At 64.2% G+C, this 11,952-nt stretch carries 11 protein-coding genes; 3 read left to right on the plus strand and 8 right to left on the minus strand.

Features of this window, described 5'->3' with window-relative positions:
• Positions 1–88 precede the first annotated feature (88 nt).
• Positions 89–499 carry a helix-turn-helix domain-containing protein gene (locus tag ACLHZ1_RS11845; RefSeq protein ID WP_408796572.1) on the plus strand — a complete coding sequence of 137 codons (411 nt, stop codon included), beginning with the start codon at positions 89–91 and terminating at the stop codon, positions 497–499.
• Positions 500–591: 92 nt separating this feature from the next.
• On the opposite strand, the gene ACLHZ1_RS11850 is transcribed toward ACLHZ1_RS11845, so the two are convergent.
• Together ACLHZ1_RS11850 and ACLHZ1_RS11855 are read right to left on the minus strand one after the other, a co-directional pair.
• Entirely contained in the window at positions 592–756 is a 165-nt protein-coding gene (locus ACLHZ1_RS11850; RefSeq protein WP_427262251.1) for a hypothetical protein, read from the minus strand.
• Between the two features lie 73 nt (positions 757–829).
• On the minus strand, positions 830–1,768 hold the full coding sequence (locus tag ACLHZ1_RS11855) for a universal stress protein (RefSeq protein ID WP_427262252.1): 939 nt from the start codon (positions 1,766–1,768) through the stop codon (positions 830–832).
• Between the two features lie 668 nt (positions 1,769–2,436).
• Between ACLHZ1_RS11855 and ltaE the strand changes: the two genes are divergently transcribed.
• On the plus strand, positions 2,437–3,456 hold the full coding sequence (ltaE, locus tag ACLHZ1_RS11860) for a low-specificity L-threonine aldolase (protein ID WP_427262253.1): 1,020 nt from the start codon (positions 2,437–2,439) through the stop codon (positions 3,454–3,456).
• A 93-nt stretch (positions 3,457–3,549) separates the two neighbouring features.
• On the opposite strand, the gene asnB is transcribed toward ltaE, so the two are convergent.
• The 4 genes from asnB to ACLHZ1_RS11880 all read right to left on the minus strand — a co-directional run bounded on the left by asnB (position 3,550) and on the right by ACLHZ1_RS11880 (position 8,339).
• Positions 3,550–5,214 carry an asparagine synthase B gene (gene asnB, locus ACLHZ1_RS11865; RefSeq protein ID WP_408773000.1) on the minus strand — a complete coding sequence of 555 codons (1,665 nt, stop codon included), beginning with the start codon at positions 5,212–5,214 and terminating at the stop codon, positions 3,550–3,552.
• A 227-nt stretch (positions 5,215–5,441) separates the two neighbouring features.
• A complete protein-coding gene (locus ACLHZ1_RS11870) occupies positions 5,442–5,807 on the minus strand; it encodes a cupin domain-containing protein (RefSeq protein WP_408796570.1) in 366 nt (121 codons plus the stop codon).
• A 97-nt stretch (positions 5,808–5,904) separates the two neighbouring features.
• Complete coding sequence (locus ACLHZ1_RS11875; protein ID WP_427262254.1) at positions 5,905–7,509, minus strand: cation:proton antiporter; 1,605 nt, start codon at positions 7,507–7,509, stop codon at positions 5,905–5,907.
• A gap of 80 nt (positions 7,510–7,589) precedes the next feature.
• The gene (locus tag ACLHZ1_RS11880; protein ID WP_408796568.1) at positions 7,590–8,339 is read right to left on the minus strand and encodes an HAD-IIA family hydrolase; all 750 of its coding nucleotides are present in this window, start codon (positions 8,337–8,339) and stop codon (positions 7,590–7,592) included.
• A gap of 198 nt (positions 8,340–8,537) precedes the next feature.
• Between ACLHZ1_RS11880 and ACLHZ1_RS11885 the strand changes: the two genes are divergently transcribed.
• Positions 8,538–9,557: an adenosine deaminase gene (locus tag ACLHZ1_RS11885; protein WP_427262255.1), complete on the plus strand. Its 1,020-nt coding sequence runs from the start codon at positions 8,538–8,540 to the stop codon at positions 9,555–9,557.
• 70 nt (positions 9,558–9,627) lie between these two features.
• Here ACLHZ1_RS11885 and ACLHZ1_RS11890 read toward each other — a convergent pair whose 3' ends face one another.
• Together ACLHZ1_RS11890 and ACLHZ1_RS11895 are read right to left on the minus strand one after the other, a co-directional pair.
• On the minus strand, positions 9,628–10,749 hold the full coding sequence (locus ACLHZ1_RS11890; protein WP_427262256.1) for an alkene reductase: 1,122 nt from the start codon (positions 10,747–10,749) through the stop codon (positions 9,628–9,630).
• A gap of 210 nt (positions 10,750–10,959) precedes the next feature.
• Complete coding sequence (locus ACLHZ1_RS11895) at positions 10,960–11,886, minus strand: cation diffusion facilitator family transporter (protein ID WP_427262257.1); 927 nt, start codon at positions 11,884–11,886, stop codon at positions 10,960–10,962.
• Positions 11,887–11,952: the final 66 nt, after the last annotated feature.

Raw genomic sequence — 11,952 nt, forward strand, 5'->3', positions numbered from 1 at the left:
AATGCTGGGCCTATCTTGGCCCCTGCCCCCGGCTAAGGCAATATTGGCGCCCCGTGCAATTCGTACTTTGGTTCTGATGGAGGGGCAGATGGACGCAGGGTTTGCCGCGCGGCTGCGCATATTGATGGGGGAGATGAGCGTGAGCGCCTTCGCCCGCAAGGTGGGACTGGGTGAGGCGCTGATCCGCAAGTACCTCAAGGGGGCCGAGCCCGGCTTTGCCAAGGCGAACCAGATCGCCATGGCCGCCAACTGCTCCCTGGAGTGGCTCGCCACCGGCTGCGGCTATCTCTATCGGCAGGCGGAGGTGGTGGATCGGGCCGCGTTGCAGGGGGCGGGGGAATTGCTGCGGGAACAGGCGCCCGCCACCGTGCTGCCCGATGAGGAGGCCCTGGTGAAGCTGCTCGCCTACTACCAGTTCCTGCGCAGCCACAAGCGGGCCGACGGCTTTCTCGATCTGGCCATGGCCCGCCAGTTCGGCAAGCACCTGGATGAGGCTTGAGCCCGGTGCCTCGCCCTGGAAAGGCCCGGCCCCCTAAGGGCGCTTCAGGGGAGCACATAGCAGCCTGAGCTGTTTCTCCGTCTCCATGATGGTCATGGCCTCCCCGCGTTGCTGGGCAGGGTCCAGCGGATGGCCTGCTTGATGTTGTCATAGACGGTGCGCCCCTCTCGCACGGCCGCGGCAATGCAGGCGATGTTATCATCGGCCAGCACCAGGTCGGCGGCCTCCTTGGCCGCTTCCGATCCCTTATGGCCCATGGCGATGCCGCCGTCCGCCCGCTTGAGGGCGGCGGCCTCCGGGTTGCTCCGTGTGCATGGTTCGCTCCCAGCGTCAATATGCCGCCACCGGGGAGACAAAACCGTTGGGCTTGAGGGCCAGCAGAGAGCATGCCAGGGTCTGCACTATGTTTTCCGCCGTATTCCCGATGAAGAAGCCCGAGATCCCGGTACGGGCAACCGTGCCCATCACCAGGATGTCGATGCCCTGCTCGGCCACATATCGGGGGATCACATGTTCCGCATGCCCGCGCAGCAGGTGCAACTGCAAGGCGCCCTGAATGCCGGACGCTTGCAACAGGCGCTGTTGCGCCGCCTGATGCTCCGCTTTGGCGGCACCTATCTGCTGATTTAACTCATCATCCGATATCTTGAGCCACACGTTGTGACGCAGATACTCCTCGAACTCATACTCCCAGCAGGAGAGGACGCTCAACTCGCCGCTGCATGTGTCCGCGAGTGCACGGGCCTCCTTCAATAGGTGCAGGGAGAGGTCGTGTCCCTCGGGGGCCGAACTCTGCGGATCGATAGCCACGGCGACGCGAATGGCGTTGCGATGCCGGTGAATGGGACGGGTCAGCCACACGGGGCAAGGGCACTTGCGCAGCAGCTCCATGTCGATGGCCTTGAAGCCCTTGCCACCCTCCTTGGGCTCTGCGGCCTTGATGACCAGATCATGGGCATGCTTGAGCGCGTGTCGAATGATGCGAATGGCGGGGGCATCCCCACTCTCTATGTCGATGTGCAGCGGCAGTTCGGATTCATCCACCTTGACGACATCGCGAGCGGCCTGGATGGCGTGCGCCAGCTGTGCCTTGAGAGAGGCCTCGTACCTTTCTCTGTAGTGCTTCATTTGCCGGGGAAATGGAGGGCATACCACCAGGGCTGTCAGGATGGCCCGATTGTTGCGGGCCAGGCTCATGGCCTGCGTCAGGGCTTCCGTTTCATCGACCAGCCCCTGGCTGACAAACAGGATGTGATGAAGGTTTTTCATGGTGTCTCTCCTCTGCTCATGGGCGGGATCTGTCTTGTGAATGCTGATGTGATGGGGGAGGGGGAACGGGCGGGTCGCTGCCTGGAAGTGGCCCAGGGTCATCGCTGCGGCCATGGTCCTGCTCGCCGCGGGCGGCCATGAGGCTGCTTACAAGACGCGTCGGCCGGCTTGCCGGCGGCGGGGGGAAAAAGGGGGGATCCATCCATGAACAGGGTATGGGGAGGCGCATGCCGGCAGGGCCAGGAGTCGGCATGGCCTTATCCCGCAGGGTGTCGGCGGCTGGCGGCGGTTGTCCATCACGAGAGAGGCGGATATCTGACGGCTGATGGCGGTGCGCCTTGGGTACGGCTGAGTCGGTATGTTTCATATCATTGACTTCCTGTCAAAGGAGGAATGAGTCAGCGACATAATGACAGCAATGCCAGGAGATCCCTGTTTGTCTGCGCCCCTGGCGGGGCTGGTGGTGCAAGGTCTCCCGATCACCCTAACCCGGTTTCTGGCCCCATGCCAGGGACTTGCGTCAGATTTGCCGGTGTGATCAACTTGGGGCGGGCAGGCGGTGTTCGACCCGGTGGCCGAGCCCCCCGGGTTTCACATTCTGAGTATGGCTTCCTTGCCAAGCCTGCCCGAGCTGGCTAATGTCATCCTCCTGCATCAGGAGGGATCTCATGCGCTATATCGATTTACGAAGTGATACGGTAACCCAGCCCACGGACGCCATGCGTCAGGTGATGCTCCATGCCCAGGTGGGGGATGATGTGTACGGGGAAGACCCCGCCGTCAATGCCCTCGAGGCTTATGCCGCCGGGCGCCTGGGCAAGGAGGCCGCCCTCTTTGTCCCCTCGGGCACCATGTCCAACCTGCTCGGGGTGCTGGCCCATTGTCAGCGCGGCGAGGAGGCGCTGCTCGGCCAGGGGGCTCACATCTTCCGCTACGAGGCCATGGGCAGCGCTGTGCTGGGCTCGGTGGCCCTCAATCCCGTGCCCATGCAGGCCGACGGCACCCTGGCCTTTGCCGATCTCGCGGCGGCCATCAAGCCCGATGACCCCCATTTCGCCCAGGCCCGCCTGCTCTGCCTGGAGAACACCCATAGTGGCAAGGTGCTGCCCCTCGCGTATCTGCGTCAGGCGCGCACCTTCGCCGATCAGCACGGGCTCAAGCTGCACCTGGACGGGGCTCGGGTCGCCAACGCCGCCGTGGCGAGCGGGGTCTCCCTGGCCGATATTGCCGCCCCCTTCGACAGCGTCTCCCTCTGCCTCTCCAAGGGGCTGGGGGCACCGGTGGGATCCGTGCTGGTGGGGGATGGCGCCACCATCGCCCGGGCCAGACGGCTGCGCAAGATGGTGGGTGGGGGCATGCGCCAGGCCGGCTTCCTCGCCGCCGCCGCGCAATATGCCCTGGAGCACCAGTTCGAGCGACTGGCGGATGACCATCGCCGGGCCCGCCGCCTGGCCGAAGGGCTGGCCGCCCTGCCGGGTATCAAGCTGAGCCTGGCGCAGGTGCAGACCAACATGCTGTTCCTGCAGCTCGACAAGGGGGAGAGCGGGGAGCTGCTGGCCTTCATGAAGGAGCGGGGCATCCTCTTCTCCGGCTATGGCGAGATGCGGCTGGTCACCCACTTGCAGATCACCGACGATGACGTGGCCGAGGTGATCGACGCCTTTGCCGAATACTGCCAGGGACGCTAGTCCCTGATATCGGCGCTCGTCTTGCCAGACGGGCGCCAGCAAAAAGCGCAGCCAGGGCTGCGCTTTTTCATTATCGGGCGGGCAAGTCCGCGCTCAGTAGGCCTGCTGGTGGACGTCCAGCACGGCGCGACCGGACGGATCGGCCATCTCCTTGAACTTGGCATCCCACTCCAGCGCGGTCGGGGTGGAGCAGGCGACCGACTTGCCGTAGGGCACGCAGCGGGCGGCGGATTCCAGCGGGAAGTGCTCCTCGAAGATGGCGCGGTAGAAGTAGGCCTCCTTGGTGAGGGGGGTATGGATGGGGAAGCGGAAGGAGGCCGCCTCGAACATCTGATCCGTCACCTCGACCTCGACCATGGCTTTCAGGCTGTCTATCCAGGAGTAACCCACGCCGTCGGAGAACTGCTCCTTCTGCCGCCAGGCCACCTCGTGGGGCAGCAGGGCCTCGAACGCCTCGCGCAAGATGTGCTTCTCTATCTTGCCGTTGCCGCACATCTTGGCAGCAGGGTTGAGGCGCATCGCCACGTCCATGAACTCCTTGTCGAGGAAGGGCACCCGGCCCTCCACGCCCCAGGCGGCCATGGATTTGTTGGCCCGCAGGCAGTCGTAGAGGTGCAGGGCGTCGAGCTTGCGCACCGTCTCCTCGTGGAAATCTTTGGCGCTCGGCGCCTTGTGGAAGTAGAGGTAGCCGCCGAACAGCTCGTCCGAGCCCTCGCCCGAGAGCACCATCTTGATGCCCATCGCCTTGATGTAGCGCGCCATCAGGTACATGGGGGTCGAGGCGCGTATGGTGGTGACGTCATAGGTCTCGAGGTGATAGATGACGTCCCGCAGGGCATCGAGGCCCTCTTGCACCGTGAAGTGGATCTGGTGATGGACGGTGCCCAGGTGATCGGCCACCTTCTGGGCGGCGGCGAGATCCGGCGACCCCTCCAGCCCCACTGCGAAGGAGTGGAGCTGGGGCCACCAGGCCTCGCTCTTGCCATCGTCTTCGATGCGACGGGCGGCATAGATCTTGGTGATGGCGGAGATGACGGACGAATCCAGGCCGCCGGAGAGCAGCACGCCGTAGGGCACATCGCACATCAGCTGGCGCTTGACCGCGGCCTCGAGGGCGGCGCGCAGCTCCTCGACCGAGGCGGGGTTGTCCTTGACGGCGTCAAACTCGCGCCAGTCCCGCTGATAGTAGTGGGTCAGGACCCCATCCTTGCTCCACAGGTAGTGTCCGGGCGGGAACTCTTCCACGCTCTTGCACACCGGCACCAGGGCCTTCATCTCGGAGGCGACATAGAGGTTGCCATGCTCGTCACGCCCGGTGTAGAGGGGGATGATGCCCATGTGGTCGCGGCCAATCAGATAGGCGTCCTGCTCGGCGTCATAGAGGATGAAGGCGAAGATGCCGTTGAGATCATCCAAGAAGGCGGGCCCTTTCTCCTTGTAGAGGGCAAGCAGCACCTCGCAGTCGGACTTGGTCTGAAACTGGAAGTCCACCGCCAGGGTCTTCTCCAGCTCCTTGTGGTTGTAGATCTCGCCGTTGACCGCCAGCACGTGGGTGCGTTCCGGGTTGTAGAGGGGCTGGGCGCCATTGCCTGGATCGACGATGGCCAGTCGCTCGTGGACCAGGATCGCCTTGTCAGAGCTGTAGACACCGGACCAGTCTGGCCCGCGGTGGCGCAGTCGCTTGGACATCTCGAGCGCCGATTTACGCAGGCTTGCCGCGTCAGATTTGATGTCCAGAATGCCGAAAATTGAGCACATTGATGTAAATCCTCTTTAATTTTTATTGAGCCCCCCACGTTTGGGCTCGAAATTCCATTTACATTCCTCGCCATTCACAATGCCTAGCGCCACCCCCTTTTGCAAGCGGCAACATGGCACAAAATCGGGTCCGTGGGCCGGATCCTGCCCGCTCAAAACCATGACGTCCGCGTCAAGCTGCTTGACGCGGGCGTCATGGGGCAAGGGATACCCCGCCTCATCTCGGCCTAAGCGCTGGGTTCGAAGATCACATAGAGCTTGCGACAGGGGGTGAGGGTCTCCCACTGTCCGGTGAAGCCCGCCGGGATGACGAAGCGATCCCCGGGGCCGAGATGCAGCTGGTTCCCCTCATCATCGTGGATGCAGACCTCCCCCTCCAGCAGCTGGCAATATTCGTGCTCCGTGTAGTGCACCGCCCAGCGCCCCGGCTCGCAGTGCCAGAAGCCGACATGAAACTGCTGGCTCGGATCCGAGTAGTGGTTCCAGACGCTCTGGGTCGGGTTGCCCGCCCGGATGCGCTCCGGGGCCGGGGTGAGTGGCGAGGGGGTGACCGTCTGGCGGTCGAGCAGGGTCCAGTCTTTGAGTGTCAGCATGATGCCTCCATGGCAGGGGAGAACCAGGGGCTTACCGGCCACCCTCCTGGTAGCCGACGACGCCCCGTTCGTTTTAATTGACGGCTAGCAAGGTACGCTAAACGATCGTCCCCGTCTTGCCAAGGGGGTCGCGCCCCTCCATTCCCCTGATCACGTGGCGGGCGAAGCCGCTGCCCGCCTCGTCATAGACGTTGAACACGGCGTCCACCCCCTGCTCGCGCAGGGAGTCGATGTCGTCCTCGAAACGGACGATGGCGGCTATCTTGCCGGTGAAGCCGTGGCTGCGCAGCTTCTCGATGGCATAGAGGTTGCCGGAGTGATGGGGCATGGCCAGCAGCACCAGGTCTATCTGGTTGGAGATGAGCACCTTGTCCCAGAAGTCGGTATCGGTCGCGTCCCCCTCTATCACGTTCATGTTGCGCTCGCGCAGCCCGGGCAGTTTGCCGTGGTCGTTCTCCACCCCCAGGATGACGGGACCGTACTTGTTCTCCAGCTCGAAGTAGGCGCCCTGGCCGATGCGGCCCATGCCGAGGATGATCACCTGGGCGTCGCCCAGCTCGATGGGCCTGTCTTCCGGGTGCAGATCGCTGGCCTGCAGGCCGCGCAACCAGTTGCCGAACCTGTGGTATATCCGCTCGCTCTGGCCATTGAGGGGGGCCGAGATCATGAAGCTGGCCGCCAGCGCCAGGGAGAGGGTCACCAGCCACTCATGGGAGAGCCAGCCCGCCTTGGCGGCGATGGCGGCGACGATGAGGCCGAACTCGGAGAAGTTGCTCAACGCCAGGGTGGAGAGCAGCACGGTGCGTACCCTCAGGTGGGCGCCGCTGTAAACCAGGTAATAGAGCGCGCTCTTGAACGGCAGCGCCAGCACCAGGGCCAGGGCTATCCACATGGCATCCTGGGTCGGCAGGCCGTTGAGCCCTATGGTCAGGAAGAAGCAGATGAGGAAGAGATCCTTGAGGGTGAACAGCGCCTTGGCCAGCCCGGCGGCGGCGGGGTGGGAGGCCAGCATCATGCCGATGATGAGGGCCTCCAGATCCGGCTTGAGCCCCACCACCTCGAACCCGGCGGCCCCCAGCACCAGGGCCAGGAAGACCCCAAACAGCACCTGCAACTCCCCGTGACCGGCTCGCTCGAGCAGCCGGCACAGCAGGGGGCGCAGGAGGGGCAGCCCCAGGATCCACAGCGCCCAGATGCTCGGCAGCTTGCCGCTGGAGATGGCGAGAAAGGCGACGGCGAAGATGTCCTGCATCACCAGCACCCCGATGGCGAGGCGCGCATAGAGGGCATTCATGTCGCTGCGCTCCTCGAGCACCTTGACCGCGAAGACAGTGCTGGAGAAAGAGAGGGCAAACCCCAGCAGCACGGCGAGTTGCCAGCCCAGGGACATGGCCAGCGCCATGCCGAGCCCCTTGCACACCAGGAGCACCAGGGTAAACAGCAGGGTGGAGAGCAGCATGTGCAGGCTGGCGGTGCCCCACACATCCCGACGTAGCAGGGTATGCACATCCAGCTTGAGCCCTATGGTGAACAGCAGCAGGGTGACCCCGAGATCCGCCAGCTCTGCCAGGGCCGGGGTATTTTCATACCCCATGCCATTGAGAAGGAAGCCGGCGGCGAGGAAGCCGAGCAGGGGAGGCAGGCCAATCAGGTTGACCAGCATGCCGCAGACGAATGCCACGGCGATCAGTACAGGTTCCATACAATTACCATCTTCCGGGCCTCGGCCCGCAACTCATGAGGGATGGGCGGCCCGCAGGGGCCGCGCCGCCATCGGCCGACCTAGACGATGTCGATATCGACCACGGAATTGAAGATGTGGTTGGGGCTAAAGGGCATCTGCTCTATGTCGGCCACCTTGCTCACCCCTGACAGCACCAGCACGGTTTCCAGACCGGCCTGGAAACCCGCGAGGATGTCGGTGCGCAGGTTGTCACCTATGATGAGGGTGTTGTCGGAGTGAGCCTCCATCCGGTTCAGCGCCGCGCGAATGATCCAGGCGCTCGGCTTGCCGACATAGAAGGGCTTCTTGCCGGTCATCCGCTCGATGGGGGCGCACAGGGCGCCGCAGGCCGGGTACATCATGGGGCCGTGGGTGTCCGGATTGGTGGCGATGAAGCGGGCGCCCTGGGCGACAAACTTGGCCCCCAGCTGCATCATGGACCAGTTGTAGTTGCGGGTCTCCCCCACCACCACGAAGTCGGGGTCTATGTCGGTGATGGTGAAGCCAGCCTTGTAGAGCTCGTGGGTCAGGGCCCCTTCTCCTATCACATAGGCCTTCTTGCCATCCTGGCGCTTGAGGAAATCGGCGGTGCCCATGGCGGAGGTATAAAAGCTCTCCTCCGGCACCGTTATCCCGGCCGCGCGAAAGCGGTTTTGCAGGTCTTTCTGGGTCTGGGCCGGATAGTTGGTGAGGAACAACAGCTTGCTGCCCTGTTCCAGCAGGCGATGGACGAAGAGATCGGCCCCCGGGATGAGATCGTTGTTGTGCAAAATGACGCCGTCGATGTCACAGATGACGTTTTTCTTCATGGAAACTCCTTCAGGGGCAGGGATGAGGCAGAGACATTCTTGCATGTCTTCAATCGGTTATGGTTTTTTGTGCCGCCATTATAAGCCCCTTTGATGACAAGGTGTGACAGCAATCGAGCCAAACAGCCCCTTGTGGTTGGCTCGGCCAGGGCGCCGGCCTTTGCCGAGACGCAGGGGGAGAGAGAGAAGGAGTCGATCATGGACGAGTTTATCGCTGGGTTGCCCAAGCTGGAGCTGCACCTGCATATCGAGGGCACCCTGGAGCCGGATCTGATGCTGCGCCTGGCCGCGCGCAACGGCATATCGCTACCCTGGGCCGATGAGAAGAGCGTGCGCGCCGCCTATGAGTTTGACGGCCTGCAGTCCTTCCTCGATCTCTACTACCTGGGGGCCAGCGTGCTGGTCACCGAGCAGGATTTCTTCGACCTCACCCGGGCCTACCTGGCGCGCTGCGCGGCGGAGGGGGTGGTGCATGTGGAGATCTTCTTCGATCCGCAAGCCCATACCGCTCGCGGCATTCCCTTCGTCACCGTGCTTGCGGGCATCGAGCGGGCGCTGCGGGCCGGGGAGCGGGAACTTGGCATCAGCTGGCGCCTCATCATGAGCTTTTTGCGTCACCTGAGCGAGGAGGCGGCGTTCGCCACCCTGGAGCAGGCCATGCCCTCGCTCGACCGCATCCACGGCATCGGCCTGGATTCGGGGGAGAGGGACAACCCGCCCGCCAAGTTTGCCCGGGTCTTCGCCCGCGCGCGGGAGCTGGGGCTGCCGGTGGTGGCCCACGCCGGGGAAGCAGGGCCGGCCGACTACATCTGGCAGGCCATCCGGGAGCTGCAGGTGCGCCGCATCGACCACGGGGTGCGCTGCGCCGAGGATCCCGAGCTGCTGCGCTATCTGGCCGACACCCGGCTGCCCCTCACCGTCTGCCCCCTCTCCAACGTGCGGCTCAAGGTGTTTGGCACCATGGCGGATCACAATGTGCTGACCCTGCTGGAGCAGGGGCTGTGCGTCACCATCAACTCCGACGATCCGGCCTATTTCGGCGGCTATCTGACCGCCAACTTCCAGGCCCTGGCCCATGAACTGGGCGCCAGCATGGGCCAGCTCTGCCGCCTGTCTCTGAACGCAGTGGAGGCGAGCTGGCTCGGTCTGGCCGACAAGGCGCGGCTGACCCGGGAGATCAGGAGCCATGCCGCCTGCCACGGGGTCAGCCTCTACTAGCGCCGGCACGGCAGGATACGGCAACGCCCGCCAGAGATGGCGGGCGTTGGCGTCATGGTCGGGCCTGGCCTCAGGCCGATTGCGGCTCTTTTGACTCCTGGTAGGTCGGGTAGTCGGTCAGCCCCTGCTCGCCGCCGCCAAACAGGGTGGCGGGATCGTGGGGGGCCAGCGGATAGCCGTGGCGCAGCCGGTTCGGCAGATCCGGGTTGGCCACGAAGGGGCGACCGAAGCCTATCATGTCGGCCCAGCCCGCCTCGAGGGCTGCCCGTGCCCGGGTGCCATCATATTTGCCCGCATAGATAAGGGTGTTGGGGAAGGCATCCCGCAGCCCCTGCTTGAAGCTCTGCGCCATCAGGGGGGCGTCATCCCAGTCCGCCTCGGCCACGTGCAGATAGGCGACATCGAGCGCTCCCAGCAGGCGGGCGGCGGCCAGATAAGTTTCCTGGGGGTTGGCATCCACGGTGCCGTTGAGGGTGGTGAGCGGCGCCAGACGCACCCCAACCCGGTCGGCGCCGATTTCGCTGCTGACCGCCTCTGTCACTTCTTTCAGGAAGCGCAGCCGGTTCTCCAGGGCGCCGCCGTACTTGTCGGTGCGGGCGTTGGACTCGGAGTCGAGGAACTGGTTGATGAGGTAGCCGTTGGCGGCGTGCAGCTCGATGCCGTCAAATCCCGCTTCCATGGCGTGGCGAGCGGCCCGGCGGAACTGGCCCACCACGGCGTCGATGTCGGCCTGGGTCATGGCGCGGGGGGTGACCGTCTCCACAAACCCCGGGGCGTCGCTGCCATTGTCCACAAACACCTTCACCCCCTTGGCCTGGATGGCGGACGAGGAGAGGGGCTGGGCGCCGCCGATGTTGTCCGGGTGGGTGACCCGGCCCACGTGCCAGAGCTGGGCGAAGATGACGCCGCCCTTGGCGTGCACCGCGTCGGTCACCTGCTTCCAGCCGGCCACCTGCTCGGCACTGTGGATCCCCGGGGTCCAGGCGTAGCCCTTGCCCAGGGGGTCTACCTGGGTGCCTTCGGAGATGATGAGACCGGCCTCGGCGCGCTGGGCGTAATAGGTCGCCATCATGGCATTCGCCACATCGCCGGGCTGGCTGGCGCGGGAGCGGGTCATGGGGGGCATGACGATGCGGTTGGTGAGATGCAGCTGGCCCAGGCGCAGCGGGCAGAACAGGGGATCATGGTTCACTTGGCGTTCCTCATGGTGGGAGTGGGGCCACTCTAACGATCCTCATCATTGGGATAAACCCGGGTATCTGCATAAGAGTGCTGCGCTGATGGCAACAATGGGGAGATGGAGGAGGTGGCGTCAGGAGAGGTGGGGGCGCCGCCTCGCATGTCGGCGGCTGATCACGCGGGGCTATGGGCCCCGCGTTGCATCAGGATGGCTGACGCCGGATCAGAGCCAGCGCTTCTCGCGGGTGAAGCAGACCGAGAGCCAGGCGTCCCCCAGGGTATCGCCGAGGCGGGACCAGAGCTCCTGGCGCAGGGCATCCTGGCGCTCGATGGGCCACTCCTGATCCGGGGCCACCAATATGTTCAATTCCAGATCGAAGCGGCGGCCGCTTTTCGCCAGATGGCTATGGCATTCGATGCCATGGCGCTGGCGCAGGGCATCAATCTCGCGCTCGACTCGCGCCGAGACGTCCCCCTTGGGGGCGATTTTCAACACTTCCCGCAGGTTGCGGCCGAGCACCTTGATGGGGATCAGGGTGGCGCACAGGGCGAGCAGGGTGACCAGCACGGGGTCTATGTAGCGGTTGTACTGGCCATGGCCGAGGGCGTCGAGGCCGATGGCGACCAGAAAGCCGATGAGCAGGGTGGCGCTGAGCAGGGTATCCACCAGCCACTCCTTGGCGTCCACCCGCACCAGCTCGGAGCCGACTCGTTCGGCGACCGCAGACTCGACCCGATAGATGATGGCGCAGAAGAAGGTGGAGACGGCGGCATAGATGAGGGCGTGACCAAGGTCTATCTCCCGTCCCCCTTCGAGCAGGGAGGTGATGCCACTATGGAGGGCGCCGAGGCAGAGCAGCAAGATGATGGCGCCATTGATGACGTTGGTGATGGGCTCGAAGTGGGCGTAACCGTACTGGAAGCGGGCGTCCGAGGGGCGGGTCACCAGGTAGGCGGTGATGAGCCCCAGGCCCGTCATGCCCATGCTGAACAGGGTGAAGATGCCATCGAGCATGATGGCGTTGGAACCGACCAGGAGGCCATAGCCAATCCCGAAGATGGCGAAGCCGATGCAGCCAAACAGCGACAGGGTCAGCGCCTGTTTCTCTGTGTTGATCAACGTACTGATAACATGGCTGTAATGAGCCATAAATATCCTCCTTTCAAATGGTAAAGATTGCGCGCGCAAGCGGTTTTCTAGCTGATATACTGCCCG

The organism is Aeromonas sobria (genome assembly GCF_050266975.1).
In the GTDB taxonomy this organism is placed as follows: Bacteria; Pseudomonadota; Gammaproteobacteria; order Enterobacterales; family Aeromonadaceae; genus Aeromonas; species Aeromonas sobria_B.

Bases quoted from the DNA above. Each gene is read 5' to 3' on its own strand.
- ACLHZ1_RS11845 (WP_408796572.1), top strand. From the start codon at position 89: ATGGACGCAGGGTTTGCCGCGCGGCTGCGCATATTGATGGGGGAGATG.
- ACLHZ1_RS11850 (WP_427262251.1), bottom strand. From the start codon at position 756: ATGGGCCATAAGGGATCGGAAGCGGCCAAGGAGGCCGCCGACCTGGTG.
- ACLHZ1_RS11855 (WP_427262252.1), bottom strand. From the start codon at position 1,768: ATGAAAAACCTTCATCACATCCTGTTTGTCAGCCAGGGGCTGGTCGAT.
- ltaE (WP_427262253.1), top strand. From the start codon at position 2,437: ATGCGCTATATCGATTTACGAAGTGATACGGTAACCCAGCCCACGGAC.
- asnB (WP_408773000.1), bottom strand. From the start codon at position 5,214: ATGTGCTCAATTTTCGGCATTCTGGACATCAAATCTGACGCGGCAAGC.
- ACLHZ1_RS11870 (WP_408796570.1), bottom strand. From the start codon at position 5,807: ATGCTGACACTCAAAGACTGGACCCTGCTCGACCGCCAGACGGTCACC.
- ACLHZ1_RS11875 (WP_427262254.1), bottom strand. From the start codon at position 7,509: ATGGAACCTGTACTGATCGCCGTGGCATTCGTCTGCGGCATGCTGGTC.
- ACLHZ1_RS11880 (WP_408796568.1), bottom strand. From the start codon at position 8,339: ATGAAGAAAAACGTCATCTGTGACATCGACGGCGTCATTTTGCACAAC.
- ACLHZ1_RS11885 (WP_427262255.1), top strand. From the start codon at position 8,538: ATGGACGAGTTTATCGCTGGGTTGCCCAAGCTGGAGCTGCACCTGCAT.
- ACLHZ1_RS11895 (WP_427262257.1), bottom strand. From the start codon at position 11,886: ATGGCTCATTACAGCCATGTTATCAGTACGTTGATCAACACAGAGAAA.